Origin of the sequence: Streptomyces yerevanensis, from assembly GCF_000716805.1 — a bacterium.
Taxonomy (GTDB): Bacteria; Actinomycetota; Actinomycetes; order Streptomycetales; family Streptomycetaceae; genus Streptomyces; species Streptomyces flaveus.
Genome location: NZ_JNWJ01000021.1, coordinates 220,285 through 246,867, shown reverse-complemented (window position 1 = coordinate 246,867; position 26,583 = coordinate 220,285). Strand labels below are relative to the sequence as shown.

Below are 26,583 nucleotides of genomic sequence, written 5' to 3'. Positions count from 1 at the left end.
CGGCACCCCCTGAAGCAGGAGGTGCCGCCCTCGACGTACCGCTGACAAACTCAGCTCAGCGTGCGCAGCGACGCCGGGTCATACGCCCCCAACTCCCCGAAGCGGCCCTCCAGTACCTTCGCTGCCCACTCCGGATCCTGAAGCAGCGCGCGGCCGACCGCGACCAGGTCGAACTCCTCGTTCTCCAGGCGGTCCAGCAGGTCGTCGATGCCCTTGACCGCGGCGCCCTCGCCCACGAAGGCCTTGATGAAGTCGCCGTTCAGGCCGACCGAGCCGACGGTGATGGTGGGCTTGCCGGTGAGCTTCTTCGTCCAGCCGGCCAGGTTGAGGTCCGAGCCGTCGAACTCCGGGTGCCAGTAGCGGCGCGTGGAGGCGTGGAAGGCGTCCACGCCGGCCGAGGCGAGCGGGGTCAGCAGGGCTTCCAGTTCCGAGGGGGACTCCGCGAGCCTCGCGTGGTACGCCTCCTGCTTCCATTGCGAGTACCGGAAGATGACCGGGAAGGACGGTGAGACCGCCTCGCGCACCGCCGCCACGATCTCCGCCGCGAACTTCGTACGGGACACCAGGTCGCCGCCGTACTCGTCGGCGCGGCGGTTGGTGCCGGACCACAGGAACTGGTCGATCAAGTAGCCGTGCGCGCCGTGCAGTTCGACCCCGTCGAAGCCGATCCGCTCGGCAGCGGCAGCGGCTTCGGCGAAGGCCGCGACGACGTCGTCCAGGTCGGCCTGGGTCATGGCCTTGCCCGTGCCTTCGGTACCGTCGAGGCGGATGCCGGACGGGCCGACGGCCGGGGCGTCCGCGTACGGGGGTTCACCGGCGGACCGCACCATGCCGATGTGCCACAGCTGCGGCACGATCGTCCCGCCCGCCGCGTGCACGGCCTCGGCGACCTTCGCCCACCCGGCCAGCTGCTCGTCACCGTGGAAGCGCGGGATGCCGTCGCTCTTCCCGGCCGACTCATGACCGACGTACGTCCCCTCGGTCACGATCAGACCGACCCCTGCGGCGGCCCGGCGCGCGTAGTACGACGCCACGTCCTCCCCCGGGACACCGCCCGGCGAGAACTCCCGGGTCATGGGCGCCATCGCGATCCGGTTCGGGACGGTGAGGCCGTTCAGGGCAACGGGGCGGGACAGGACTTGGGCCGCGCGGGTGACGGAAGGGGAGGCGGAGGGGGTGACGGTCACGTGGAATTCCTCGCAGACGGAAGACAGGGCAGTTGATGCGTGCGCATTACTTGCGTACGCATCAACTGTCGTCACGGCCACGGCATTCCACCTCGCGATCAAAAGCCCACTGTGCCCCAGGCACGCCCGAGGGCGGCACCCCTGCGAACAGGGATGCCGCCCTCGGTACTGGACTGGGGGTCCCCCCTGCTCGAGCGAAGCCGAGAGCTTGGGGGAGGGTCCGATCCGGCGGAGAACCGGATCAGAAGTCCATGTCACCGCCCGGCATGCCGCCGCCGGCCGGGGCGGCGCCCGCCTTCTCCGGCTTGTCGGCGATGACGGCCTCGGTGGTGAGGAACAGCGCGGCGATGGACGCGGCGTTCTGCAGGGCGGAACGCGTGACCTTCGCCGGGTCGATGATGCCCTCGGCGATCATGTCGACGTACTCGCCGGTCGCGGCGTTCAGACCGTGACCGACCTGAAGGTTGCGGACCTTCTCCACGACGACGCCGCCCTCGAGACCACCGTTGACGGCGATCTGCTTGAGCGGGGCCTCCAGGGCGAGCCGCACGGCGTTGGCGCCGGTCGCCTCGTCACCCTCGAGCTCCAGCTTCTCGAAGACCGTGGCGGCCTGGAGCAGGGCCACGCCACCACCGGCGACGATGCCCTCCTCGACGGCAGCCTTCGCGTTGCGAACGGCGTCCTCGATGCGGTGCTTGCGCTCCTTGAGCTCGACCTCGGTGGCGGCACCGGCCTTGATGACGGCCACGCCGCCGGCCAGCTTCGCCAGGCGCTCCTGGAGCTTCTCGCGGTCGTAGTCCGAGTCGGAGTTCTCGATCTCGGCGCGGATCTGGTTGACCCGGCCGCCGACCTGCTCGGTGTCGCCGGAGCCGTCGACGATCGTGGTCTCGTCCTTGGTGATGACGACCTTGCGGGCGCGGCCCAGGAGGTCCAGGGTCGCGTTCTCCAGCTTGAGGCCGACCTCCTCGGAGATGACCTCGCCGCCCGTGAGGATGGCGATGTCGCCGAGCATGGCCTTACGGCGGTCACCGAAGCCCGGAGCCTTGACGGCGACGGACTTGAAGGTGCCGCGGATCTTGTTGACGACCAGGGTCGACAGGGCCTCGCCCTCGACGTCCTCGGCGATGATCAGCAGCGGCTTGCCGGACTGCATGACCTTCTCGAGGAGCGGCAGCAGGTCCTTGACGGCGCTGATCTTCGAGTTGGCGATCAGGATGTACGGGTCGTCGAGGACGGCCTCCATACGCTCCATGTCGGTGGCGAAGTACGCCGAGATGTAGCCCTTGTCGAAGCGCATACCCTCGGTGAGCTCCAGCTCCAGACCGAAGGTCTGGGACTCCTCGACGGTGATGACGCCTTCCTTGCCGACCTTGTCCATGGCCTCGGCGATGAGCTCGCCGATCTGGGTGTCGGCGGCGGAGATGGAGGCGGTCGAAGCGATCTGCTCCTTGGTCTCCACGTCCTTGGCCTGGTCGAGCAGGGCACCGGAGACCGCCTCGACGGCCTTCTCGATACCGCGCTTCAGGGCCATCGGGTTGGCACCGGCGGCGACGTTGCGAAGGCCTTCCTTGACCAGCGCCTGGGCCAGGACGGTCGCGGTCGTCGTACCGTCACCGGCTACGTCGTCCGTCTTCTTCGCGACTTCCTTGACCAGCTCGGCGCCGATCTTCTCGTACGGGTCCTCGAGTTCGATCTCCTTGGCGATGGAAACACCATCGTTGGTGATCGTGGGGGCGCCCCACTTCTTCTCGAGGACGACGTTACGGCCCTTGGGGCCGAGGGTGACCTTGACGGCGTCGGCGAGCTGGTTCATCCCGCGCTCGAGGCCGCGCCGCGCCTCCTCGTCGAACGCGATGATCTTGGCCATGTGAAGTGGTCCTCCCGGACTGGGGTGGATTGCTCCGGACCGTGCTGGCGCCCGCGACGGACGGCCTGCCTGCCCCGTGGTTCCTTGCCCCACTTGGCCTGCGGGCCTCACCGACCCGGTCCTCGTTGTCACTCTCACCTTCAGAGTGCTAACGCCAATGATTAGCACTCGACCCACCCGAGTGCAAGCGCCTACCGAGGGGTGAACGGGCCGCCGGGAGACGGCTGCGCGACCGTCGGCAGGCATGCCGAAGGGCCCGTACCCCTTGAGGTACGAGCCCTTCGAAAGAAGAACGTGTCGCTGCAGATCAGTCGGCGCGTGCTTCAGCCGGCCACGCGGACCATGTCCGCCTGCGGCCCCTTCTGGCCCTGCGAGATCTCGAACTCGACTCGCTGACCTTCCTCCAGGGTGCGGTAGCCGTCCATCTGAATCGCGCTGTAGTGGACGAATACATCCGCACCACCGTCGACCGCGATGAAGCCGTACCCCTTCTCCGCGTTGAACCACTTGACGGTGCCCTGAGCCATGCCTAACTCCCCTATTACTGGCCCTTGCACAGATCCACACTTCGCGGATCCGGGTCAGACCTCACCCCCCAACGGTTGGGGGTGTGCGCCGGAACGCGTCGACCGCGGCTGAATGTATCTGCCCAACTGCCGTCTGCAACAGGTCAATCGGACGAGAAATCTGGGCATGGCCGATCCGGAATGTACGGAGAATTCACCCTAGAGTTGGGCAAGTCGGGCTCCACAAAAGGAGCAAAAGACACAAAAGACCTGCACACTTTGGCTACTTCTAATCGGACCTCAGACAGAAATGCACATGCATTTGGTCCGAGGGAGCACCAGGTTCCCCAACTGTATCGCGCTCAACCATGCAGAATTGCCCCCTCCGCTTATCTCGCGGAGAGGGCAATTCGATGAACCCTGAGTTACCGGCATTACCGACGGTAACGATCAGCCTCCGGCGACGGCCGGAATGATCGAGACGCCGGCCCCGTCGGGCGTCGCCGTCTCCAGCCCCTGCTCGAACCGCACATCGTCGTCGTTCACGTACACGTTGACGAACCGACGCAGCTTGCCCTGGTCGTCCAGGACGCGCGCCGCGATACCGGTGTGGTTCTTCTCCAGGTCGGCGATGACCTCGGCGAGGGTCGATCCTTCGGCGGCGACCTCGGCCTTGCCGCCGGTGTAGGTGCGAAGGATGGTGGGGATGCGGACGTTGACGCTCATGCGGGATGACCTCCGGTCAGGTATGGAGCGCCCCGTAAGAGGCGCGGGGGTACGTCTACGGGGCTACGGGCTACGCCTGGAGGAGCCCGGCCTCACGGAACGATTCGAGGCTGGGGCGGATGGTCGCGGTGAGACCGGTGTCGGAGGCCACCGCATCCAACGTCTTGAGACCGTCACCGGTGTTGAGGACGACAGTCGTCAGGCTCGGGTCCAGCAGACCGTTCTCGATCAGCTTCTTCGCCACCCCCACCGTCACACCACCGGCGGTCTCCGCGAAGATCCCCTCGGTCTGCGCCAGCAGCTTGATCGCGTCGACGACCTGCTCATCGTTCACGTCCTCCACCGCGCCACCGGTACGCCGCGCGATGTCCAGCACGTACGGACCATCCGCGGGGTTCCCGATGGCGAGCGACTTGGCGATCGTGTTCGGCTTCTGCGGCCGTACGACGTCGTGGCCCGCCTTGTAGGCGACGGACACCGGCGAGCACCCTTCGGCCTGGGCGCCGAAGATCTTGTACGGCTTGTCCTCGACCAGCCCGAGCTTGATGAGCTCCTGCAGACCCTTGTCGATCTTCGTGAGCTGCGAGCCGGAGGCGATGGGCACCACCAGCTGGTCGGGGAGCTGCCAGCCGAGCTGCTCGCAGATCTCGTACGCGAGGGTCTTGGAGCCCTCGGCGTAGTACGGGCGCAGGTTGACGTTGACGAAGCCCCAGCCCTCGCCGGCCGGGTCGCCGATCAGCTCGGAGCAGAAGCGGTTCACGTCGTCGTAGTTGCCCTCGATGCCGACGAGTTCGCCGCCGTAGACCGCGGCCATGACGACCTTGCCCTGCTCCAGGTCGTGCGGGATGAACACGCAGGAGCGGAAGCCGGCGCGGGCGGCGGCGGCGCCGACGGCACCGGCGAGGTTGCCGGTGGAGGAGCAGGAGAGGGTGGTGAAGCCGAAGACGCGGGCGGCCTCCAGGGCCTGGGCGACGACGCGGTCCTTGAAGGAGTGCGTCGGATTGCCGGAGTCGTCCTTGACGAAGAGCTTGCCGGGGTCGACGCCCAGCTCGCGCGCGAGGTTGTCGGCCTTGACGAGCTTGGTCCAGCCGGGGTTGATGTTCGGCTTGGTGGCCACGTCCGCGGGGACGGGCAGGAGAGGCGCGTACCGCCAGATGTTCGCGGGGCCCGCCTCGATGCGCTTACGGAGTTCCTCGGTGTCGTACGCCGAGAAGTCGTACGCGATCTCCAGCGGGCCGAAACACTCCTCGCAGGCGAAGACGGGGCCGAGCGGGACGCGGTGGCCGCATTCGCGGCAGGAGAGCGCGGCGGCGGGGCCGAGGTCTACGGAGTTCGTGGAGGGCGCCGAGTCGGCGGAGGTTTCAGCGTTCGTGGTGCTTGCAACTGTCTGCGCAGCCATGTGAGGCGAGGCCCTTTCTCCTCATCTTCCTCACGACGCATCTCGTCGTGAGACGGATTTGGCACCTTCACTAGCCGGGAGCCTCGCGGAATCGATCATCTTCGATCGGTACGAGAACCGGCTGGAGGGTTGCCGGGGCTTCAACGGGCCGTATCCCTCTGCCCCTCTGGATGAGCGCTATTCGGTTGTGAGTATGTGGTTGTCGGCTGGGCGACCCGCGACATGCGATGGTCATCAGCGTTGTTCAAGACTGTAACCGAAGGCCTGGATCGTGGAGAGACCAGTCCGAACCGCGAGATGACAGTCACATCAGCCTTCTGCCGCAGTGGGCACTCGCGACCCGGTCCGATGCAAGGGAGAGCCGCACGTGCTGGAAAACGTCGAGCGCTGGCTGAACACGCGCTCCTGGTCCGTTGACGACCGCCCGCTGAAGAAGCTCATCGCCGCGAAGCGCGCGGCCAACTCCACGGTGAGCGTCGTACTGCCCGCGCTCAACGAGGAGGAGACCGTCGGCGAGATCGTCGCCGTGATCCGCCGCGAGCTGATGACCAAGAAGGTGCCCCTCGTCGACGAGATCGTCGTGATCGACTCGGGCTCGACGGACCGTACCTCCGAGGTCGCCGCCGACGCGGGCGCCCGGGTCGTGCACCGGGACGAGATACTCCCGCGCATCCCCGCCGTCCCCGGCAAGGGCGAGGTCCTGTGGCGCTCGCTGCTGGTCACGAGCGGGGACATCGTCGCCTTCATCGACGCCGACCTGAAGGAGTTTTCCGCGGACTTCGTCTCGGGGATCGTCGGTCCGCTGCTCACCGATCCGGGCGTGGACCTCGTCAAGGCGATGTACGACCGCCCGCTGAACCTGCCGGGCGATCCCACCTCGGGCAGGACCGCCGCAGGCCAGGGCGGCCGCGTCACGGAACTGATGGCCCGCCCGATCCTGAACATGCACTGGCCGCAACTGGCCGGCTTCGTGCAGCCGCTCGGCGGGGAGTACGCGGCCCGCCGCTCGCTCCTGGAACAGCTGCCGTTCCCGGTCGGCTACGGCGTCGAGCTGGGCATGCTGGTCGACGCCCTGCACCTCGTGGGCCTCGACGCCCTCGCCCAGGTCGACGTGGGCGTCCGCAAACACCGCCACCAGGACGGCCAGGCCCTCGGCCGCATGGCCGCCGCGATCTACCGCACGGCCCAGCTGCGGCTGGCCCGCGGCCATATGGTCCGGCCGCGGATCACGCAGTTCGAAAGGGTCGAGGCGGGATTCGCACCGCGTACGTACTCCGTGGACACGGAGGAACGACCGCCGATGGCGGAGATCGAGGAGTACGCGGAACGAAAGGCGGCGTAGGCAGCGACCGCGCCCCTGGAAAGAGGCCGCAGGCCCTCTTTCCAGGGGCGCGGGGCTGTGACATTTGCGGCTCCGCCGCGGGGCGCGACCAGCCACAACGCACCCGCAGCCGCGACACAACACCCCGCCCCGAGCTAATAGGCACCCTGCGGAACCCAGCGGCGCGGAAGCGCACGTTTGAGCGAGACCACCCTGGGCTAAGTTGAGCCCTATGGCATCAACGCAAGCCCAGATCCTCGTCGCCTCCAACAGGGGCCCGATCTCGTACGCCCTGGACGAGACCGGGACCCTCAAAGCCAAGCGCGGCGGCGGCGGCCTGGTCTCCGGCCTCTCGGCGATCGGGCCGGAGGCAGACGCGCTGTGGGTCTGCTCGGCACTCGGCGACGGCGACCGCGAGGCCGTACGTCGCGGCGTCGGCGAGCCCGGTGTACGGATGCTGGACATCGACGCCGACGTACACGAGGACGCGTACAACGGCATCGCGAACTCCGTGCTGTGGTTCGTGAGCCACATGCTGTACCAGACGCCGCTGGAGCCGGCCTTCGACGCGGAGTTCCGCAGGCAGTGGGCGTCGTTCGAGACGTACAACCATGCCTTCGCCACTGCCCTGGCCGAGGAGGCGGCGGAGGGCGCCGCCGTGCTCGTGCAGGACTATCACCTGACGCTGGTCCCCCGCATGCTGCGCGAGCTGCGCCCCGACCTGCGGATCGGGCACTTCTCGCACACGCCGTGGGCTCCGCCGGAGTACTTCCGGATGCTGCCCGACGACATCGCCGCGCAGTTGCTCGGCGGGATCCTCGGTGCCGACCGGGCGGCGTTCCTGACCCAGCGGTGGGCGGACGCGTTCACCGACTGCTGTCATGCCGTGCTGGGCCCCGGTATCCCGTCGGGTACGCGGATCGGGGTGCACGGGCTCGGCGCGGACGCGGACTTCCTGCGGAAGCGGTCGCACGAGGCCGACGTGGACGAGCGGATCGTCGCGCTGCGGGAGCAGATAGGTGCGGGCCGCAAGGCGATCGTGCGGGTGGACCGGACGGAGCTGTCGAAGAACATAGTGCGGGGGCTGCTGGCGTACCGGCAGCTCCTGGAGGACCAGCCGTCGTGGCGTGAGCGGGTCGTGCACGTGGCCCTCGCGTATCCGTCGCGGCAGGACCTGGCCGTGTACCGCGACTACATGACCGAGGTGCAGCGGCTCGCGGACGAGATCAACTCCCAGTACGGGACGCCTGGTTGGACCCCGGTCGTGCTGCATCTGAAGGACGACTTCGCTCGCTCGCTGGCCGCGTACCGGCTGGCCGACGTGGCCCTCGTCAACCCCATCCGCGACGGCATGAACCTCGTCGCCAAGGAGGTGCCGGTCGTCTCCGACGAGGGGTGCGCGCTGGTGCTCTCGCGGGAGGCGGGGGCGTACGAGGAACTGGGCGAGGATGCGATTGTGGTGAACCCGTACGACGTTGTGGGCACCGCCCGCGCCCTGCATGAGGCGCTGACGATGCCGCTGGACGAGCGGGCGGAGCGTACGAAGCGGCTGGCCGGTGCGGCTACTGCGCTTCCTCCGGCCCAGTGGTTCCTGGACCAGCTTGAAGCGCTGCGCGCCGCGGCGTAATAGGACGGTTGAACGCTGCGGGTTCGTTGTGGCTGGTCGCGCAGTTCCCCGCGCCCCTGAAAAGAGCGGGCCTGCGGCCCTGCCCCTTTCAGGGGCGCGGCTGGTTCAGTCGCGTTGCCAGTGATGCGAGGAGGCGTACGACACCTGCCGGGCCGTCCACCACCAGGTCCGCTCGGTCCGCCAGTTCCGCGACCTCGTTGCTGCCGCTGCATACGAGCAAGCCGGGTACGCCCTCGGAGCGGAGCTTTTCGACCGCGGCGAACGCCGGGAGGTCGCCCAAGTCGTCGCCTGCGTACGCCACTGACTCGGCGCCGACCTCCCGTACGTACTCGCGTAGCGCGACGCCCTTGTCCATGCCCGGTGGGCGGAGTTCCAGGACCAGGCGGCCCGGTTCGACGACCAGGCCATGGCGGGTGGCGAGGTCCGTGAGGGGTTCACGCAGGGCCTCGAAGGCGGCCTGTGGGTCCTCGGCGCGGCGGGTGTGGACGGCGACGGCGCGGCCCTTCTCCTCGATCCAGGTGCCCTGCGAGGCGCCGGAGCGGTCGAGGACGCCGGGCAGTTCGGCGCGGACGGCGGCGACGCCGGGGTGGGGCGGGGGCGCCGTGACGGTGCCGGTGACCGCGTCCCAGCGTTCGGCGCCGTAGTGGCCGAGTACGACGAGGTGTTCGAGGCCGGGTACGCCCGCGAAGCTGCCGTGGCGGACCGCGACGTCGGCCGGGCGGCCGGTGACGACGGCGACGGAGGCGACCTTCGGGGCGAGGGCGGCGAGCGCCGGAACCGCGTCGGGGTGGGCGCGGGCCTGCTCGGGGTCGGGGACGATCGGGGCAAGAGTGCCGTCGAAGTCGAAGGCGAGTACAGCCCGTTCGGGCCGCGCGAGGATGGCGTCGAGGCCGTCACGTCCCGCCGGGGTCGCAGGAGTCGGCAATGGCGTCGGGGTCTTTGAGGGGTCCGCTTGGCTGCCCATACGGCGACCCTATCCGTCAGCGATCTGTCAGCGCTCGGCCCGGCGGGCGTCCCGTATTCGGCGCAGCCGGTTCACGGTCACCGGGTCATGGGCCAGAGCACGCGGCGCATCAAGCAGGGCGTTCAGCAACTGGTAGTACCGAACCGGCCCCATCCCCAACTCCTCCCGTATGGCCCGCTCCTTGGCACCGGGAGAAGCCCAGCCACGCCCCTCCAGCGCAAGTACGTCAAGCTCCAACGGGGTCAGCTCCTCTGCCATACGTCGACGCTACCGCGCCCTGAAAAGAGGCGGCCGCAGGCCCCTTCTTTTCAGGGGCGCGGGGCTGTATCGATGTGCGGCTCCGCCGCGTGGGCGCGACCAGCCACAACGCACCCGCACCCGCCAAACGACATCGAGCCCCGAGCTATTAGGCACCCTGCGCAACCAGCGGAGCTACTCCGCGTTCTCGGCCGCCGAAGCCGCCCGCTGCAGCGACCCCAGAACCGCGGCGGGCCGCGCATTCGGCCCCACCGCCTTCCCGATCTGCTGCTTGATGTCGGCGCTGACCTGCGCCCAGGACGTCTTGGCGACGGGATACAGCTCGGCGTTCTCAAGCTCGGACAGGAACGGGTCGAGATCCTTGTCGTTCTTGTCCGCGGCCATCGCGTCGGAGGCGGAGGTGGTCACGGGCAGCAGGTTGTACTCGTGGGAGAACTCGAGCACGTTCTTCTCGCTGTAGACGAAGTCGAGGAAGTCACCGATCTCCTCGCCGTTGCCGTTCTCCTTGAACGCCATCATCCAGTCGGCGACACCCATCGTGGCCTTGGCCCTGCCGTCGACGCCGGGCATCGGCACCATGCCGTACTCCACGCCCTTCTTCTCGGCGGCCTGCATCAGCGAGGGGTGACCGTTCAGCATGCCGACCTCGCCGCGCGTGAACGCCTCGAAGGCGTCGGCGCGGTTGAGTTTGCCGGGCGGCGTCGGCCCGGTGAGACCCTTGCCCACCAGGTCGTTCTTGAGCCAGTTGAAGGTCGCGATGTTCTGGTCGGAGTCGAGGCCGTACGAGCCCACGGTGCCGGTGTAGCCGTCACCGCCGCTCAGCAGCCACATCAGGGTCTCGGCCTGGGCCTCCTCGGGTCCGAGGGGCAGCGCGTACGGCGTCTCGACACCGCGGGACTTCAGGGTCGTGGCGGCGGCGGCCAGTTCGCTCCAGCTCTGCGGCGGAGTGAGGCCGGCCTCGGCGAAGAGCTCCTTGTTGTAGAACAGCAGCCGCGTGGAGGAGGCGAACGGCATGCCGTACTGCGCCCGGCCCACCTCGCCCGCCTCGGCGAGTCTCGAGACGAAGTCGGCCTGGACGGGTATGGAGAGCAGTTCGTCGGCCTTGTACAGCTGACCCTTCGCGGCGTAGTCGGCGTACGCGCCTATCTGCGCCATGTCGGGCGCCTCCCCGTCGGCGACCATCTGTTTGACCTTGGCGTCGACCTCGTTCCACGAGTAAACGCTGACGTCGACCTTGATGCCGGGATTCTTCTTCTCGTACGCCTTGACCAGCTTGTCCCAGTACTTCTGGGAGCTGTTCGCCTCGGAGTCGCCGTAGTCGGCGGCCACCAGCGTGAGCGTGGCGTTCTGGGTGGCCGCGGTGTCACCGGAGCAGCCGCCGAGTGCAGCCGTCACGCCCATTGCGGACACCATCGAGATGAAACCTGTCACTCGTCGCCGCACCGCTGTTTTCCCCATCTGTCGTACTCGTCACGGAAGTTGAAGACCGGATAACCGGAATGCAAAGGTCTACAGTACGCGAGTGGACTAGACCTCTCGTGGGGTCAGGGGCGAGACTGTACCTGTGAAACACGTCATCGCCCTCGATGTGGGCGGCACCGGGATGAAGGCCGCCCTCGTGGGGGCCGACGACGCCCAGCCCTCCGGGGGCCGTATCGACCAGCGGCAACCACAGCCCACCACCGTGCTGCACCAGGCCCGCCGCGCCACGGGCCGGGAGCGCGGCCCGGACGCCGTGGTGGAGTCGATCCTCGGCTTCGCGGCGGACCTGCGCGCCTACGGCGAGCGCCACTTCGGCGAGCCCGCGTCCGCCGTCGGCGTCGCCGTGCCCGGCATCGTGGACGCCGAGCGGGGCATCGCGGTGTACGCGGCCAACCTCGGCTGGCGTGACGTACCCCTGCGGGATCTGCTCGGCGAGCGGCTGTCCGGCGTCCCGGTCGCCCTCGGGCACGATGTGCGCACCGGCGGGCTCGCCGAGGGGCGGCTCGGGGCGGGGCGGGGAGCCGACCGGTTCCTGTTCGTGCCGCTCGGCACCGGGATCGCGGGCGCGATCGGTATCGACGGCCGGGTGGAGGCGGGCGCACACGGCTTCGCGGGCGAGATCGGCCACATCGTCGTACGCCCCGGGGGCACCCCGTGTCCATGCGGGCAGCGCGGCTGCCTGGAGCGGTTCGCGTCCGCGTCGGCGGTGAGTGCGGCCTGGGCCGAGGCGTCCGGTGACCCTCAGGCGGACGCGGCCGACTGCGCGAAGGCCGTGGAGTCCGGGGACCCGCGGGCGGTGGCGGTCTGGCAGGAGGCGGTGGACGCTCTCGCGGACGGCCTCGTCACCGCGCTCACCCTGCTGGACCCGCGCACGCTGATCATCGGTGGCGGCCTGGCCGAGGCGGGGGAAACCTTGTTCACACCGCTACGGGCGGCGGTCGAGCGCCGGGTGACCTTCCAGAAGCTGCCCAGCATCGTCCCGGCGGCGCTCGGGGACACGGCCGGCTGTCTGGGCGCCGGGCTGCTGGCCTGGGATCTGCTGTCCACCACCCCTACTGCCCCCTCGGAGGTAACCACCTGATGGCCACTAGCAAAGTGCTCGCCGGTGCCCAGGTGGTGCTGCCCACCGGAATCGTGGACGGCGGGCGCGTGATCGTCGAGGGCACGCGTATCGCCGGGAGTGCTCCCGCGGACGCCGACGTACTGGATCTGACCGGCCACTGGCTGGTGCCGGGTTTCGTCGACATCCACAACCACGGTGGCGGCGGCGCGTCCTTCACCTCCGGGACGGTCGACGAGATCCTCAAGGGCGTCCACACGCACCGCCTGCATGGCACCACGACGATCGTCGCGTCGACCGTCACCGGCGACATGGACGCGCTCGCCCAGCGCGCCGGACTGCTCTCCGAGCTGGCCGAGCAGGGCGACATCGCGGGCATCCACTTCGAGGGACCGTTCATCTCGCCCTGCCGCAAGGGCGCGCACTCCGAGGAACTGCTGCGCGACCCGGACCCGGCGGAGGTGCGCAAGCTGATCGACGCTGCGCGCGGCCGGGCCAAGATGGTGACGCTCGCCACGGAACTGCCGGGCGGCGTCGACTCCGTACGCCTTCTCGCGGAGCACGGGGTGATCGCGGCGATCGGGCACACGGACGCGACGTACGAGCAGACGGTGGAGGCCATCGAGGCGGGCGCCACCGTGGCGACGCACCTCTACAACGCGATGCCCGTCCTCGGTCACCGCACTCCTGGCCCTATCGCCGCGCTCCTGGAGGACGAGCGGATCACGGTCGAGCTGATCAACGACGGTACGCATCTGCATCCGGCGTCCCTCCAGCTGGCGTTCCATCACGCGGGCGCGGACCGGGTGGCGTTCATCACGGACGCGATGGACGCGGCCGGTTTCGGCGACGGCCGTTATCTGCTCGGCCCGCTGGAGGTCGAGGTCAGCGAGGGCGTGGCACGCCTGGTGGAGGGCGGCTCGATCGCGGGCTCGACCCTGACCCTCGACCGTGCCTTCAAGCGGGCCGTCACCCTGGACCGCCTGCCCGTCGAGGACGTGGTCACCGCCCTCTCCGCCACACCGGCCAGGCTGCTCGGCCTGTACGACCGGGTGGGCTCGCTGGAACCGGGCAAGGACGCGGACCTGGTGATCCTGGACGCCGACTTCGCCCTCACGGGTGTGATGCGCCGGGGAGAATGGGTGGTTGAGCCCCAACTGAGCTGATTCTGCCGTTTGTTGAGCCGGGCGGCTGGCCTGCGGAACTGGGCCGACCGCCGCCTGGCTGGCATGATCGGTCATCCGAACAAGGCCGGACAAGGCAAGTGCGCACTCGGGGGAGGTCGGCCCGGATGATCCTCACGGTCACGCTGAACACCGCTCTCGACATCACCTATCGCGTACCGGCCCTGCACCCGCACACCTCGCACCGTGTCACCGAGGTGACCGAGCGGCCCGGCGGCAAGGGGCTGAACGTGGCCCGGGTGCTGGCCGCGCTCGGCCACGAGGTGACGGTGACGGGTTTCGTGGGCGGGGCGACCGGGCGGGCCCTGAAGGACCAACTCACGTCCATACCGGGCGTCGTGGACGCGCTGGTCCCGGTGGCGGGCCCGACTCGCCGCACGATCGCGGTGGTCGACACGACGACCGGTGACACGACTCAACTCAACGAACCAGGACCGGAGATCACCCCCGCCGAGTGGTCCGCCGTCCAGGAGGCGTACGAGGTTCTGCTGCGCTCCTGTTCGGCGGTGGCCCTGTGCGGCAGTCTGCCTCCCGGGGTGCCGGTCGGGGCGTATGCCCAACTTGTGCGCACCGCTCGGGCGTTGGCGGTTCCGGTGCTGCTCGACACGAGCGGGGAGCCGTTGCGGCGGGGGATCGCCGCACGGCCCGACATCGTGAAGCCGAACGCGGACGAACTGGCCGAGCTGACCGGCTCGCACGACCCTTCGCAGGCCACCCGGGACGCTCGCCGACGCGGGGCGCACTCGGTCGTGGCGTCGCTGGGGGCGGAGGGGCTGCTGGCCCGTACGCCGGACGGGGACTGGCGTGCCGCTCCGCCGCGGGCTGTGCGCGGCAATCCCACGGGTGCGGGTGACTCCGTGGTGGCGGGGCTGCTGTCGGGGCTGGTGGAGCGGTTGCCCTGGCCGGAGCGGCTTTCCCGGGCGGTTGCCTTGTCTGCGGCGAGTGTGCTGGCGCCGGTCGCGGGGGAGTTCGACCGGTCGGCGTATGAGGAACTGGTGAACCACGTAACCGTAGACCTTTTCCAACGTCAGGTTGAGGCGTGGTGAATGGCGGATTCCCGCGCCTTGCGGGCGCCGGTCGCACCGAGGCAACACCGGCGACTTCAGCAGCCCAGGCCCGCTCGATGACTTCATCGCTGGAGGCGTCTACTCCAAGTGCTCGGCCGCGCCGCATACTTGACGTCGTGTCACGTCACGTTAATCACTCGTGCAACTGTGCGCCCTGAGCTAACATCACACAGTCTGTCGATCAAGAAAGAGGAGCTTTGCATGGGCATGCTCAGGAAGAGTCTGACGCTGACGGCCATGGCCGGTGCGTTGCTGAGCGGCGCGCTCGTCACACCGGCTGCGGCGGCTGATCCAAACACCTGTCCGCAAGGATATGCGTGCGGATGGACGGGAAAGAACAGGACTGGAGAGAGGCGCGTCAACTCTCTGACACCCGGCTGCTATCCCCTCGAAAGGGTCAACCGGTCCGTCTCGAACCAGACGTCCTATCGCGTAGAGCTCTGGAACGTCACCACCGGCTGCAACACCGGCACCAAGCTGGCTACTCTGAAGCCGGGCACCTACGCAGACAACCCCGGCAAGGTTACCGGGATAGCGGTTTACAGAATATAGTGCCGCGGCCTTCATATCGAAGGCCGATCCTGAGGTGCGTCGACGGCGCTTCGCCCGTGACAGGCGGAGCACCACGCTTGACCTCGATCTCTCGTGACGGCTTGCCGGTTCATCTGGTGGGCCGTTTCGGCTTGTTGGATGGGGTGCGGGCAGACCGGTGGCCCGACTGTCGCGTCGGGTGGGCGCCGGGTTCCACGGCTCCGGTGTGCGGGTTCTGACCGTAGGGGTGGGTTGTCGCTGCTGGTCAGCCGGGGTTCGGGAGGGCCTGGAGTCGTTCGATCGCGTGGGTGATCACGTTGCTCCAGGGCCAGTGCGTCGCGAATTTCATGTTCGCGGACATGGGCCCGTGGGGTGCGGATCGCCGCCAGGGCCTTCGGCCCGGCCGAGGCGAGGACATCGACGAGGCGGGAGACGGTGGGATCGGAGGCCACCGGACCGACGCCGGTGAAGAGCATGGCCGTCTGGGGATGACAGTGACGAGTCCCGGGCCGTGGCCCGGGGTGGAGGAACCCCAAGACGCCAGGGAACTCAAGACAGTTGGGGCCACTGCCACTGGCGGCCCCAACTATTTCCGTTCTACCTGGCTGTTCCGGTTCCGCCGACCCTTGAAGCTTGCTGCTAGCTCTTGAGCTCGCTCAGCGACAGCTGGTCGAACACCGCGTCGCACTGATTGCCCTCGGCGCAGGCGATCTCGATGAGGTTGGAGCCCTTGGTCAGGTTGACCGGGGCCCAGGTGGTCTGCCAGCCCTTCTCCCAGTCACCCTTCGGGGCCTGCCCCTCACCGATGAAGTTCTTCATGTTCAGCGGTGAGGTGTTCGCCTTGCCGTTGACCACGACGGTCGCGTTGGCGTCGACACCGGGGATGCCGTAGCGCACGTCCAGCCGGTAGGAGCCGGCCTTCTCGATGTCCCTGACGGTCCACACGACCTTGGCGCCGACCTTGTTGAAGCCCGTCACATAGACACCGCCGCCCGCCTTGGCGCCGTCGAACTGGGTGTCGATGGTCGTGCCGCCCTCGAGACGCAGGGCCTTCGCATCGATCTTCGGCAGCTCGACCTCGTCCTGCGCCGGTTTCGAAGCCGACTCACTCGGCTCGGTGTTCTGCTCCGCCGTCGGGGTCGAACCCGCCGCGTTGTCGCCCGCGTTCTCGTCATCGCCGTCGCTGAGCATCGCGACCCCGATGCCGATCACGACTGCGGCGACCACGGCGATCGCGCCGATCAGGAGCCCCTTGGTGTTGGGACCACGACCACGGCCGCCACCGCCACCGCCCAAGCCGCTGCCCGGCAGCGGCGTGCGCGTCGTGGGTGAGCCGCCGGGCAACGTCTCCGGCGCCTGGTAGTGCGACTGACCGTATGTTCCCTGCCCCTGCTGGGCCGGAGCCTGCGCGTACTGCGCGGTCGGGGCTGTCTGGGAAGCCTGCTGCTGGGCCTGCTGGCCGTACTGGCGCTCGCCGACCGCCCGCACCCGGTTGACCGAACCGGGGTAGCCGTAGCCGCCGCCACCGTCGGGCGGCGTGGCTCCGGCGGCCTGGCCGTCGGCGTACAGATAGCCGAACGGGTCGTCGTCCTCGGGCGTGCTCGCGCCGTTGTTGCCGGGCGTCATCCCTTGGGTCTCCTAAGCGGGTGTGGTGCAGATGCGATGGGTGAATAGAAGGGCGAGCCTACCCGCTCCAGACGCCCCAAACGGGTGATTCAGCTCGCACACCACCGCTGACCTGCGCTTCAGCCCGCACGCCGGTGAGCTTTGGGACGAGACCGTTTCTCTATGTACATCCGCTCGTCAGCGGACTTCAATACTTCGTCCGCAGTCATGCCGCAATGTGCCCATCCGATGCCGAAGCTCGCCCCGACCCGCATCGCGCGGCCGTCGATCCGTATCGGCTGGATGATCTCGTTGCGCAGCCGGACCGCGAGGTCCTGTGCGTCGGCCCGGCCGAGGCCGTCGGCGAGGACCACGAACTCGTCGCCGCCGAGCCGCGCGACCGTGTCCCCGTCCCGTACGCCGCCGCTCAGCCGTCGCGCCACCTCGATCAACACCGCGTCGCCGGCGTTGTGCCCGAAGCGGTCGTTGATCGACTTGAAGCCGTCGAGGTCGCAGAAGAGAACCGCGAGCCCCTTCGTGCCGTCGTCCGTCTCGCCCTGCGGCGCGATGGTGTGCACGTGATGGTCGTACGCGCCGAAGGCCTCGGGGGACGGCCGGAAGTCGAAACCGTGCCCGTCCGAGTCGTACACGGGCGCCAAGCCCTGCTCCCCGTACTCGCCGTGCTGCGCGAAGGCCGCGTCCAGCGTGTCCACCGGGCTGGGTGCCGCGGACGTGGGGCGGCTGCACAGGCGGGCGGAGAGCCGGGAGCGCAGCTCGGCGGAGTTCGGCAGTCCGGTGAGCGAGTCGTGCGAGGCGCGGTGGGCGAGCTGGAGCTCGCGGCGCTTGCGCTCCTCGATGTCCTCGACGTGGGTGAGCAGGAAGCGCGGCCCGTCGGTGGCGTCCGCGACCACGCTGTTGCGCAGGGAGACCCAGACGTACGTCCCGTCGCGGCGCCCGAGCCGCAGTTCGGCGCGGCCGCCCTCCGCGGACGTACGCAGCAGGGTGCCGATGTCCTCTGGGTGGACGAGGTCGGAGAAGGAGTAGCGGCGCATCGCGGAGGCGGGGCGGCCGAGGAGGCGGCACAGGGCGTCGTTGGTCCGCAGGATGCGTCCGTGCTGGTCGCCGCCCATCTCGGCGATGGCCATGCCGGAGGGGGCGTACTCGAAGGCCTGGCGGAAGCTTTCCTCGCTGGCGCGCAGGGCCTGCTGTTCCCGCTCGAGGCGGACGAGGGCGCGCTGCATGTTGGCCCTGAGCCGGGCGTTGCTGATCGCGATGGCGGCCTGGAACGCGTACATCTGCAGGGCCTCGCGTCCCCAGGCGCCGGGGAGGCGTCCGTTGCGCGGGCGGTCGACGGAGAGTACGCCGATCAGCTCACCGCAGGCGCCGCCGGGTACGCCCGGTGTGTACATGGGTGCGAAGAGGCGGTCGGAGGGGTGCCACTCGTCCTCGAAGCGGGGCGCGGGGCCGTCGGTGTACCACTGCGGGACGTCGTCGTCGTCGAGGACCCAGCCCTCGGTGTGGGGTATGAAACGCAGGTCGCCCCAGGCCTCGCCCATGCTCAGCCGGCGATCCCAGGAGGCGCGGGAGCCGACGCGGCCGGTGATGAGCGCCTCGGCGGCGGAGTTGCCCGCGAAGGCGGCGACGACGAGGTCTCCGTCGGGGCGTACGAGATTGACGGCGGCGATTTCGTAGCCCAGGCCCGTCACGACTCCGTCGGCGACGGTCTGCAGCGTGTCGGCGAGGCTGCGTGCCGTGTTCATGTCGGCCATGACCTGATGCAGCTGCCGCAGGGTCGCAAGACGGACGTACGGCTCCGACTCGGTCTCCATGCTCGCTCTCCCCGAGACCTCGACAGCAACTCCAGAGTTATCCGGGCTTCTCGACTGCGCTTCTCGTCTGTGTATCTCGTCTGTACTGGTACTGATCGACTGTCGACGGTGGACTGGTCGCCTATTGATTGTTTGGCTGATCCCTGGGTCGCCTATCGATTGCAGCGTCTCCGCCACTGAATCACAGCGCGCTCCCCACTCGGTACACAGGGTCAACAAAATATGGCTCTTGTGACTCAAGTCACAACTGAACGTGAGCAATTGAGTGGAGTTTCTGCGTTTTCACCGTGCGTTTACTGAACGCAATTATGCGGAGTCTGCGAGGTTACCTGGCCCGGGCGGTCGGCGGTCGGACATCATCCGGTCAGCGGTCAGCGGTCAGCGGTCAGCGGTCAGCGGTCAGCGGTCAGCGGTCGGTCGTCGGTCCTAGGACCTGGCTCGGGCGCTGGTCCGATGCGCGGGCCGGAACGAGGGGGCTAGCGTTTTCCGGGTGCTGACGACTCCTCCTGCCCCAGGTGTGCCCCTGACCCCCACCTCTGACGGGCATGCTGTTGGGGTGAGTGACGACGAGTTCCGCGCCGCCATGTCCCGGCTGGCCGCGGGCGTGGTGCTGGTGACCGCGCACGAGCCCGCGCTGGATCCCGAGGGGCCGGGCGGTGAGGACGTCGGGATGACGGCGACCGCCTTCATGTCCGTGTCCCTGGACCCGCCCCTGGTCCTGGTCAGCCTGCGCGAGGGCTCCCGCATGGACGACCTGCTCGACGAGCAGCCCCTGTGGGCGGTCTCGGTCCTCTCCGAGAGCCAGCGCCACATCGCGGGCCGCTTCGCCATGAAGGGCCGTATCTCCGACCGCCTCCTCTTCGAGGACATTCCGTACGTACGCGGGGAGGCGTCCGGGGCACTGCTCGTGGGCGGCGCCCTGGCGACCCTGGAGTGCAGGACGGAGCAGCGGGTGCCCGCGGGCGATCACACGCTGGTGATCGGGCGAGTGCTGGCGGCGTCGGTGCCGAGTGCGGACGGGGGGCCGTTGGCGTACTTCAAGGGGCGGTACCGGCAGCTGGGGTAGGCCACCCTGCCCCGGTGAACGGGTCGGTCACGGTCCCGTGGGATCGGTTACGGTCCCCAGTCGCGCCCGGAGCGCCCGCGCTTGGTGTCGGATCGCTGCTTCTTCTGCCTCAGCCGGCGTTCGTTGATGCCGCGGGGGATGCGGGTGGGCCGGCGGGGCTTGGGCGGCGGAGCGGTGGCTTCGGCGAGCAGGGCGGCGAGGCGTACGGCGGCGGTCTCGCGGTTGCGCCACTGGGAGCGGTGTTCGGACGCTCGTACGCTGACGACTCCGTCGACGAGCTTCGGGGCGAGCCGTTCGAGGGCGCGGGCCTTCCACACCGGAGGCAGGGCTTCCGTCTTCGCGAGGTCGAACCGGACCTCCACCTGGGTGTCACTCGTGTTGACATGCTGGCCACCGGGCCCCGAGGAGCGCGAGAAACGCCACACCAGCTCGGCCTCGGGGAGCGAGACGGAGCCGCGGATGACGTAGGGACCAGACATGGCTCCATGGTCGCGTGTATGTCCGGTCCACGTCACGCGCTTTTTCCAGGGCCCTGGGCTTCTCGGGTAAAGAAAGTAAAGAGGGCGGAACCTGGGGGACCCCCCGCGGCGTTCATAGGGATGACGGTAGCTTCGTCCCCGTACGAAGCACCAAGTTCAACGCACCGCACTTGTCGTACGTACGTCAACGATGGAAGGACTCCCAACAATGGCTGTAAGCCTGTCCAAGGGTGGCAACGTCTCGCTCACCAAGGAGGCTCCGGGCCTGACCGCTGTCACCGTGGGCCTCGGCTGGGACGTCCGCAGCACCACGGGAACCGACTTCGACCTGGACGCCTCGGCCATCGCGGTCAATCCAGAGGGCAAGGTCTACTCGGACGGTCACTTCATCTTCTTCAACAACAAGCAGACCCCGGACCAGACCATCGTCCACACCGGCGACAACCGCACGGGTGAGGGTGCGGGCGACGACGAGGCGATCAACGTCAACCTCGCGGGCCTCCCCGCAGACATCGACAAGATCGTCTTCCCGGTCTCCATCTACGACGCCGAAACCCGCTCCCAGAACTTCGGCCAGGTCCGCAACGCCTACATCCGCATCATCAACCAGGCCGGCGGCACGGAAATCGCCCGCTACGACCTCTCGGAAGACGCCGCCACGGAGACCGCCATGGTCTTCGGCGAGCTCTACCGCAACGGCGCCGAGTGGAAGTTCCGCGCGGTGGGCCAGGGCTACGCCTCGGGCCTCGTGGGGATCGCGCAGGACTTCGGCGTGAACGTCTGAGGTTCGGCACGCCTGTTTTTTCGGAGCCCCCAGTCACTCGGTGACTGGGGGCTCCGCCGTCATCGCTGCTGCTCGGCTTTGATGTGGCGTATGAGGCATGCCAGGCCAAGAGGGGGCAGGGCGAGTACGTCGGTGGGGGTGTCGCTTTCGCGGAGGAGGAGGTGCGCTTCGGTGTGGGCGACTTCTACGCAATTTCCGCCCTCCACACCCGAGAAGGACGACTTCTGCCACTGCACGGACACTGCGTTGCCCCTCAGAGTTCTCGCACGATGTGATGGATGAGCTGCCGGGATTCCGGCTCGCTCAGGGACGAGCGCTCGGCGATGTCGAGTAGCTGCCTGTACCTGTTCAGCTTGGCCTCGTCTCCCAGGAAGAAGCTCCCCATGGGGCTGTCCAGCTGCACTGTGTCGAGCTGGGGTACGACTGCGCCGGCGTACAGCGGGGCGTCTGTCGCCTCAATGAACTCCTCGCAGGTGAAGGGGAGGACGCGCACCGTCACCGTGGGCCACTCCGAGGCCTCCAGCAGGTAGTCGAGCTGGCCCTTGGCAATCTTGCGGCCGCCGAAGCGCATGCGTAGCGCCGCCTCGTGGACGATGGCCTGGAACGGGGGCGGCTTGTCCCGCTCGAAGATTCTCCGGCGCGTCAGCCTGAACTCCACCCGCGCGTCCACGTCCTCAGCGGGAAGCACCGGCCTGTAGCTGCGATGGATTGCCCGGATGTAGTCCTCTGTCTGAAGAATGCCGGGCACGTTCACCACCTGGACACTGCGCAAGTACGTTGCGTGATGCTCCAGTTCGGCGAGGTCCAGGAAACCGGGGGCGAGCACGCCCCGGTACTCCTCCCACCAGCCCTTCACCCGTTCCTCGGCCATCGCACACAGAGCATCGACCAGCTTCTCGTCCGAAGCCGAGTACAGCGTCGCCAGCCGCCGAACACGCTCCGCGCTGACGCCCCAGCGTCCCGACTCGATATGGCTGATCTGCGCCTGGTTGCCACCGAGGAACGCACCCGCCTCGCGGGCCGCCATCCCTGCCGCCTCCCGGAGCTTTCGCAGCTCCGCGCCGAGGCGGGCTTGGCGGGCGGTGGGGTTGCTCCTGGGTGGCATCCGTTTCCTCCTGGTCGAGCGGTCCAAGTCTGCCGTCCGTGCGTACGACGGGTCCACTCACACGAGTGGCTTTTTCGTCACATACATGTGCCGTCTCATGGATGTGCCCTACTGTCTGTCCTGTCAGAGCGCAGCACGCCAGTGAATCCGCAGTGCAGGCGCCCACCCCACGGTGCCCGAGCCACGGTGGCTCTCGCCGCGCAACACCTCGACATGTACAGGAAGTTGATAGCCATGAACGACAACGCCGACCCGCCGACGTACCAGCTCACCACCCCCAACTCGCCCCTCAGCCCGAAGATCTGCCGTGACACCGTCGCCATACTCCTCGCCGCGAACGGCCACGCCCCGCACCTCGCCGACACCGCCCGCACCCTCGTATCCGAGGTCGTCACCAATGCCGTACAGCACACGGGTACGCCAACCATCAAGCTGGAGACGGCGGTTCTGGCCGACGGCGTACGCGTGGCCGTGTACGACGACGGGCCCACAGGGCTGCTGCTCCCCTCCGAAGTCGCGAAGGACAGCGAAGGCGGGCGCGGTTTACTCCTCGTACAAGCACTCGCGCACAACTGGGGTGTCGGCCCGGCGTACCACCCCGGCCGGAACGGCAAGCACGTCTGGTTCGAGCTTCAAAGTCCCAGCGCGCCGCTGGAGCGATGACGGCTCGCGGGCTCCCCACCCCTACCGCGCAAAAACGTAAACACTCATCGGGAGTTTGTTCACGAGGCGCTCAAACGAGCGTCTCGTGAACACCGCAGCGCGAAGTGCTCACGAAAACGTGCACCAGCACCCACAGACCCGACCCCGCTCTGTCCCACCGCTCAAGCCGCGGACGCTGCGCGCAGCAGCCGGAGTTGACCGATCTCGGTGGCGTTCTTCATCAGTTCCGCGTTCACCCAGGCGAGCATGTGGGCGATGGTGTGCTCGGGGTCGTTCGGCCAGGGGAACGGGGCCGTGGCGTCCAGGTCGGTGTCGGTGAGGCGGTCCAGTACCGCCAGCCAGTCACCGCGGAGGCCGCGCAGCCACTCGACGGTCGCCGTCCCGTCGCCCGGCCAGGTGATCTCGGTCCGCTCCCGCGGCGTACGTCCCCGCGCATGGTCGATGGTCACGCTCCACCACCAGCCGATATGCCAGGTCAGCCAGCCGATCGTGGGGACCGGGACGGGCTCGGGCTCGGTTTCCGCCCAGTCCGGCACCCATGTCCCGTCGGCATCCGGGCGCACCGTCCAGCAATACGGGGTGGGCTCCCACAGGAAGTCCTCGGGCTCCAGCCGCTCCAGGTGGTACTCGAACAGCGACCAGGTCAGCTCGAACTGCCAGCGCAGCAGCTCACATCGGGATACGTTCTTCACGCGCCCTTGCTATCCCGGACGGCGTGGCCGAAACAACGAAATTACCCGGCCACGATCGACCAGGACAGGTTCTAACCTGCGGACATGTCCCTCGAATCGCGCATCCCCCGTCCGGCCGCCCGTATCGCCGTACTCGACCCGGAGGGCTCCGTCTTCCTCTTCCGGTACGACAACGAAGAGGTCGGCATCCACTGGGCCATGCCCGGCGGCGGTCTCGAACCCGGTGAAAGCCCGCGCGAGGGCGCCCTGCGCGAACTCCGCGAGGAGACCGGCTGGACCGACCTCACCCCCGGGCCCCTGCTGTGCACCTGGGAGCACGACTTCACGCGCATGGATATCCCCGTCCGCCAGCACGAGCACATCTACGTGGCGTACGGGCCGCGCCGCGAGCCGGACGGCGACGACCGCATCCGCGCCCTGCGCAGCGAGGAGGGCATGCTGGGCTGGAAGTGGTGGACCCGGAAGGAGTTGGCCGACGCGGCGGAGTCCGTGTGGCCTCCCGAACTGCCGCGGCTGCTCACGGAGTTGGACGGGCGAGAGGCGTGACGTACGGGGACGCAGGGGGCAAGCACCTCGTGTGGAATGGATGACCTTGGCCGGTACGGGGCTTGGCGCGCTCGTCGGCGTCGGTGCGACGCTGCTCACCGAACGGGCACGGTGGCGCCGCGACTCGGCCGAACGTGCAAGGCAGGAGCGCAAGGAGATCTACGTCGCCTGCCTGACCACCTTCCGGCAGGCGCACGAGTCGATGCGCGCCGTGGCCTTCGGGGACCGGCTGTGGGAGGGGGAGGCAACAGCACTGGACGCGGCCGTACGGGAAGCGCTCCGGGCCTCGGGGTGCAATGAAGCGCGCGACACGGCGGCCCTCTTCGCCGCCCCGGAGATCGTCGCCGCGATCGACGACGCGTTCGTCAGCCTACGACGGCTGATGGACGTCCTCGCCGCGGGAAATGGCCTCGGCTCAGCCGCGTTCCAGGAGGCACAGATGGCACACCGGAGTGCCGTCAAGCTGGCGCAGGCTGCCATGCGCCAGGACCTCGGAAGTGACGCCTGACGCGGGTGCGGTCAGGCGTGGTCCGGCTTTCCGGACCCGTACAGCCAGTCCTCCCAGATCGCGCTGAAGTCCTCGTCCGGTGCCTGCTGTTCCACGTACGCGGTGAAGTCGGATGTGCTCGCGTTGCCGTGGCGGTGGGTGGTCGGCCAGCCTCGGAGGATGTCGTGGAAGGTGGCGTCGCCGGTCGTTTCGCGGATCTTGTGGAGGACCATGGCGCCGCGCTGGTAGACGGGGTCGTCGGAGATGTGCGCGGCGCTCGTCGGGCTCGCGGGCGGGAAGGACCACAGGTTTTCGTAGGTGTCCTCGCCGTGGTCGTACAGCGCGTCGAAGGTGGCCTGGGCCGTGTCGCCGCCGTGGTCCTCCTGCCAGAGCCACTCCGCGTACGTCGCGAAGCCTTCGTTGAGCCACATGTCGCGCCAGGACTTGGGGGTGACGGAGTTGCCGTACCACTGGTGGGCCAGTTCGTGGACGAGGAGGGCGGTGTCGGGGGCGCCGGGGAAGACGGGGCGGTTCTGGGTCTCCAGGGCGTAGCCCGCGTCGTTCGCGCGGTCGACGATCGCGCCGGTGGAGGAGAAGGGGTACGGGCCGAAGTTCCGCTCCGCCCACCGCATGATCTCGGGGATGCGAGCGAGGACCTTGGCGCTCGCCTTCGACTGGTCGGGGTCGACGGCCACGTACACCGGCAGGCCGTTCGCGGTCTTCGAGCGGCGTACGTCGTACTCGCCGATCGCGACCGTCGCCAGGTACGTCGCCATCGGCTCCGCCGTGCGCCAGGCGAAGGTGGTGCGGCCCCGCTTCGTCTCCTCGCGCCTCAACTCGCCGTTGGACACCGCCTTCAAGCCCTTGGGGACGGTGATCGTGATGTCGTACGCGGCCTTGTCGCTCGGGTGATGGTTGCCGGGGAACCAGGCCATCGAGCCGGTGGGTTCGCCGAGGGCGAGGGCGCCGTCCGCCGTTCTCAGCCAGCCCTCTCGTGAACCGTCGGGGTCGGTGATCGTCTCGGGGCGGCCGGAGTAGTGGACGGTGGTGCGGAAGGTGGCGTTCCTGTCGAGGGCGTCGGGCGGGCGGATGGTCAGTTCGTGGTCGCCGCCGCGGTGGAAGCGGGCGGACGCGTCGTCCACTTCGGCCGCGGTGACCTCCAGGCCCTTGAGGTCGAGGTTGAACGCGCTGAGGTTCTGCTTCGCCCGCGCTTCGATCTCCGCCGTTCCCGTCAGGCGGCGGGAGGTGGGGTCGTAGGTCAGGGTGAGGGCGTAGTGGGTTACGTCGTAGCCGCCGTTGCCCGCCTTCGGGAAGTACGGGTCGCTCAGACCGGGGGCGCCGGTCATGTCCTGCGCGCTGCCGTCGTCGCACGCGGTCAGGGTGAGGGCGAGTGCGAGGGCGGACGCGACGGCCGGTACGAGGCGGGCGGGTCGGGGCACGTTCGCGATCCTAGGGCGATCGGGACTGGGTCAGGGCCAGGACGACGCTGAGATCGGGGCCGGGATCGGGGCACGTCAGGGCCCGAGCGGGCGTGACACCATCACGTACGTGCTCGACATCGGCTACGCCCTCTCCGCCCGCTTCCCGGATCCTCCGCAGACCGACTACCGCCGCGCGGACGTCCGCGCCCTGCGGCACGACCTGTTCTGCGGCGACGTCTATCTCGCCGACACCAAGGCGGACCGGGAACTGTCCACAGCCTGGGGATGGGTGCCGGTACTCGACTTCGCGTGGGCCCTGTGCGACATCGTGGAGCGGATCGACCGGGATCCGGCGGGGTCGCGTGCGTCGCGCCCACAGCGAGCCGAGCTGGACTTCACCGAGTCGACCGACCGGATGCTCTTCGAGCGGCGCTTCGGGTGGGTGGACATCGAAGCCGACTGGATGCCGGTGGAGGAACCTGCGCTGAGCTTCTCGCACGCCGAACTCCGGCGTGAGGCACGGGACTTCTTGCACGATCTGATCGCCGACCTGTGCGATCTGCATGACGCTCTAGCGGAGAACCCGGCGATCTGGACCCTCCAAGCCCGTTTCCCGAGGATGCACTGAACGGGGTGCGGGTGCGTGTGCGGCGGTTTTCTTTCCCCAGGGCCCGCCCCTCCCCGGCTGTACTCAACCGACTCGACACACGCCCGATGCCAAACCTCA

26 protein-coding genes, 1 pseudogene and 1 riboswitch are annotated in these 26,583 nt (G+C 68.6%); of the genes and pseudogenes, 12 read left to right on the top strand and 15 right to left on the bottom strand.

Features of this window, described 5'->3' with window-relative positions; translation table 11 throughout:
- Window positions 1–50 precede the first annotated feature (50 nt).
- The 5 genes from OP79_RS23220 to thrC all read right to left on the bottom strand — a co-directional run bounded on the left by OP79_RS23220 (window position 51) and on the right by thrC (window position 5,685).
- Window positions 51–1,187: an NADH:flavin oxidoreductase gene (locus tag OP79_RS23220; RefSeq protein ID WP_033322397.1), complete on the bottom strand. Its 1,137-nt coding sequence runs from the start codon at window positions 1,185–1,187 to the stop codon at window positions 51–53.
- A gap of 241 nt (window positions 1,188–1,428) precedes the next feature.
- Window positions 1,429–3,054, bottom strand: coding sequence for a chaperonin GroEL (gene groL / locus OP79_RS23215; RefSeq protein WP_033322395.1), 1,626 nt, complete (start codon window positions 3,052–3,054; stop codon window positions 1,429–1,431).
- 323 nt (window positions 3,055–3,377) lie between these two features.
- The gene (locus OP79_RS23210; protein ID WP_003986833.1) at window positions 3,378–3,581 is read right to left on the bottom strand and encodes a cold-shock protein; all 204 of its coding nucleotides are present in this window, start codon (window positions 3,579–3,581) and stop codon (window positions 3,378–3,380) included.
- A gap of 429 nt (window positions 3,582–4,010) precedes the next feature.
- Complete coding sequence (locus OP79_RS23205) at window positions 4,011–4,286, bottom strand: MoaD/ThiS family protein (RefSeq protein WP_033322392.1); 276 nt, start codon at window positions 4,284–4,286, stop codon at window positions 4,011–4,013.
- A 70-nt stretch (window positions 4,287–4,356) separates the two neighbouring features.
- Window positions 4,357–5,685 carry a threonine synthase gene (gene thrC, locus OP79_RS23200; RefSeq protein ID WP_033322390.1) on the bottom strand — a complete coding sequence of 443 codons (1,329 nt, stop codon included), beginning with the start codon at window positions 5,683–5,685 and terminating at the stop codon, window positions 4,357–4,359.
- 18 nt (window positions 5,686–5,703) lie between these two features.
- Window positions 5,704–5,862: riboswitch (SAM riboswitch) on the bottom strand.
- A 190-nt stretch (window positions 5,863–6,052) separates the two neighbouring features.
- On the opposite strand from thrC, the gene OP79_RS23195 reads away from it, so the two are divergent.
- Both OP79_RS23195 and OP79_RS23190 read left to right on the top strand, forming a co-directional pair.
- Window positions 6,053–7,027, top strand: a complete 975-nt coding sequence (locus tag OP79_RS23195) for a glucosyl-3-phosphoglycerate synthase (RefSeq protein ID WP_033322388.1) — start codon at window positions 6,053–6,055, stop codon at window positions 7,025–7,027.
- 211 nt (window positions 7,028–7,238) lie between these two features.
- Complete coding sequence (locus OP79_RS23190) at window positions 7,239–8,633, top strand: alpha,alpha-trehalose-phosphate synthase (UDP-forming) (RefSeq protein ID WP_033322386.1); 1,395 nt, start codon at window positions 7,239–7,241, stop codon at window positions 8,631–8,633.
- Between the two features lie 88 nt (window positions 8,634–8,721).
- Here OP79_RS23190 and otsB read toward each other — a convergent pair whose 3' ends face one another.
- From otsB to OP79_RS23175, 3 genes are all read right to left on the bottom strand, one after another.
- The gene (otsB, locus tag OP79_RS23185; protein ID WP_033322385.1) at window positions 8,722–9,597 is read right to left on the bottom strand and encodes a trehalose-phosphatase; all 876 of its coding nucleotides are present in this window, start codon (window positions 9,595–9,597) and stop codon (window positions 8,722–8,724) included.
- A gap of 27 nt (window positions 9,598–9,624) precedes the next feature.
- Window positions 9,625–9,855 carry a DUF3263 domain-containing protein gene (locus tag OP79_RS23180; protein ID WP_033322383.1) on the bottom strand — a complete coding sequence of 77 codons (231 nt, stop codon included), beginning with the start codon at window positions 9,853–9,855 and terminating at the stop codon, window positions 9,625–9,627.
- A 174-nt stretch (window positions 9,856–10,029) separates the two neighbouring features.
- Window positions 10,030–11,256, bottom strand: a complete 1,227-nt coding sequence (locus OP79_RS23175) for an ABC transporter substrate-binding protein (RefSeq protein ID WP_245685421.1) — start codon at window positions 11,254–11,256, stop codon at window positions 10,030–10,032.
- A gap of 163 nt (window positions 11,257–11,419) precedes the next feature.
- On the opposite strand from OP79_RS23175, the gene OP79_RS23170 reads away from it, so the two are divergent.
- The 4 genes from OP79_RS23170 (at window position 11,420) to OP79_RS54050 (ending at window position 15,200) form a co-directional block, all read left to right on the top strand.
- Window positions 11,420–12,418, top strand: coding sequence for an ROK family protein (locus OP79_RS23170; protein WP_033322381.1), 999 nt, complete (start codon window positions 11,420–11,422; stop codon window positions 12,416–12,418).
- Entirely contained in the window at window positions 12,418–13,563 is a 1,146-nt protein-coding gene (nagA, locus tag OP79_RS23165; RefSeq protein WP_033322379.1) for an N-acetylglucosamine-6-phosphate deacetylase, read from the top strand. Before OP79_RS23170 ends, nagA begins: the two co-directional genes overlap by 1 nt.
- Before the next feature lie 125 nt (window positions 13,564–13,688).
- Window positions 13,689–14,627, top strand: coding sequence for a 1-phosphofructokinase family hexose kinase (locus tag OP79_RS23160; protein WP_033322377.1), 939 nt, complete (start codon window positions 13,689–13,691; stop codon window positions 14,625–14,627).
- A gap of 222 nt (window positions 14,628–14,849) precedes the next feature.
- Window positions 14,850–15,200, top strand: coding sequence for a peptidase inhibitor family I36 protein (locus tag OP79_RS54050; RefSeq protein ID WP_106972454.1), 351 nt, complete (start codon window positions 14,850–14,852; stop codon window positions 15,198–15,200).
- Between the two features lie 618 nt (window positions 15,201–15,818).
- On the opposite strand, the gene OP79_RS23155 is transcribed toward OP79_RS54050, so the two are convergent.
- Window positions 15,819–16,805, bottom strand: coding sequence for a CBM35 domain-containing protein (locus OP79_RS23155; RefSeq protein WP_033322376.1), 987 nt, complete (start codon window positions 16,803–16,805; stop codon window positions 15,819–15,821).
- Window positions 16,806–16,924: 119 nt separating this feature from the next.
- Window positions 16,925–18,613, bottom strand: coding sequence for a diguanylate cyclase CdgB (gene cdgB / locus OP79_RS23150; RefSeq protein ID WP_033322373.1), 1,689 nt, complete (start codon window positions 18,611–18,613; stop codon window positions 16,925–16,927).
- 556 nt (window positions 18,614–19,169) lie between these two features.
- Between cdgB and OP79_RS23145 the strand changes: the two genes are divergently transcribed.
- On the top strand, window positions 19,170–19,679 hold the full coding sequence (locus OP79_RS23145; protein WP_033322370.1) for a flavin reductase family protein: 510 nt from the start codon (window positions 19,170–19,172) through the stop codon (window positions 19,677–19,679).
- A 47-nt stretch (window positions 19,680–19,726) separates the two neighbouring features.
- Here OP79_RS23145 and arfB read toward each other — a convergent pair whose 3' ends face one another.
- Complete coding sequence (gene arfB / locus OP79_RS23140) at window positions 19,727–20,158, bottom strand: alternative ribosome rescue aminoacyl-tRNA hydrolase ArfB (RefSeq protein WP_033322368.1); 432 nt, start codon at window positions 20,156–20,158, stop codon at window positions 19,727–19,729.
- A gap of 208 nt (window positions 20,159–20,366) precedes the next feature.
- Here arfB and OP79_RS23135 point away from each other — a divergent pair, with 208 nt between their 5' ends.
- Window positions 20,367–20,942, top strand: coding sequence for a TerD family protein (locus tag OP79_RS23135; RefSeq protein WP_033322366.1), 576 nt, complete (start codon window positions 20,367–20,369; stop codon window positions 20,940–20,942).
- 59 nt (window positions 20,943–21,001) lie between these two features.
- On the opposite strand, the gene OP79_RS52030 is transcribed toward OP79_RS23135, so the two are convergent.
- Window positions 21,002–21,178 carry a DUF397 domain-containing protein gene (locus OP79_RS52030; protein ID WP_281193234.1) on the bottom strand — a complete coding sequence of 59 codons (177 nt, stop codon included), beginning with the start codon at window positions 21,176–21,178 and terminating at the stop codon, window positions 21,002–21,004.
- A gap of 17 nt (window positions 21,179–21,195) precedes the next feature.
- Complete coding sequence (locus tag OP79_RS23130; protein ID WP_033322364.1) at window positions 21,196–22,047, bottom strand: helix-turn-helix domain-containing protein; 852 nt, start codon at window positions 22,045–22,047, stop codon at window positions 21,196–21,198.
- Between the two features lie 234 nt (window positions 22,048–22,281).
- Between OP79_RS23130 and OP79_RS23125 the strand changes: the two genes are divergently transcribed.
- On the top strand, window positions 22,282–22,710 hold the full coding sequence (locus tag OP79_RS23125; RefSeq protein ID WP_033322362.1) for an ATP-binding protein: 429 nt from the start codon (window positions 22,282–22,284) through the stop codon (window positions 22,708–22,710).
- Between the two features lie 161 nt (window positions 22,711–22,871).
- Here OP79_RS23125 and OP79_RS23120 read toward each other — a convergent pair whose 3' ends face one another.
- The gene (locus OP79_RS23120; RefSeq protein ID WP_033322361.1) at window positions 22,872–23,402 is read right to left on the bottom strand and encodes a DinB family protein; all 531 of its coding nucleotides are present in this window, start codon (window positions 23,400–23,402) and stop codon (window positions 22,872–22,874) included.
- Between the two features lie 99 nt (window positions 23,403–23,501).
- On the opposite strand from OP79_RS23120, the pseudogene OP79_RS23115 reads away from it, so the two are divergent.
- Together OP79_RS23115 and OP79_RS55345 are read left to right on the top strand one after the other, a co-directional pair.
- Window positions 23,502–23,948 (top strand): annotated as a pseudogene (locus OP79_RS23115) (NUDIX hydrolase); the annotation flags it as partial.
- A gap of 31 nt (window positions 23,949–23,979) precedes the next feature.
- Complete coding sequence (locus OP79_RS55345; protein ID WP_157857354.1) at window positions 23,980–24,456, top strand: hypothetical protein; 477 nt, start codon at window positions 23,980–23,982, stop codon at window positions 24,454–24,456.
- An 11-nt stretch (window positions 24,457–24,467) separates the two neighbouring features.
- Here the strand turns inward: OP79_RS55345 and OP79_RS23105 are convergent, their stop codons facing one another.
- Window positions 24,468–25,874, bottom strand: a complete 1,407-nt coding sequence (locus tag OP79_RS23105) for a M1 family metallopeptidase (protein WP_033322357.1) — start codon at window positions 25,872–25,874, stop codon at window positions 24,468–24,470.
- Between the two features lie 109 nt (window positions 25,875–25,983).
- Here OP79_RS23105 and OP79_RS23100 point away from each other — a divergent pair, with 109 nt between their 5' ends.
- Window positions 25,984–26,484, top strand: a complete 501-nt coding sequence (locus OP79_RS23100; protein ID WP_033322356.1) for a hypothetical protein — start codon at window positions 25,984–25,986, stop codon at window positions 26,482–26,484.
- The last annotated feature ends 99 nt before the right edge of the window (window positions 26,485–26,583 follow it).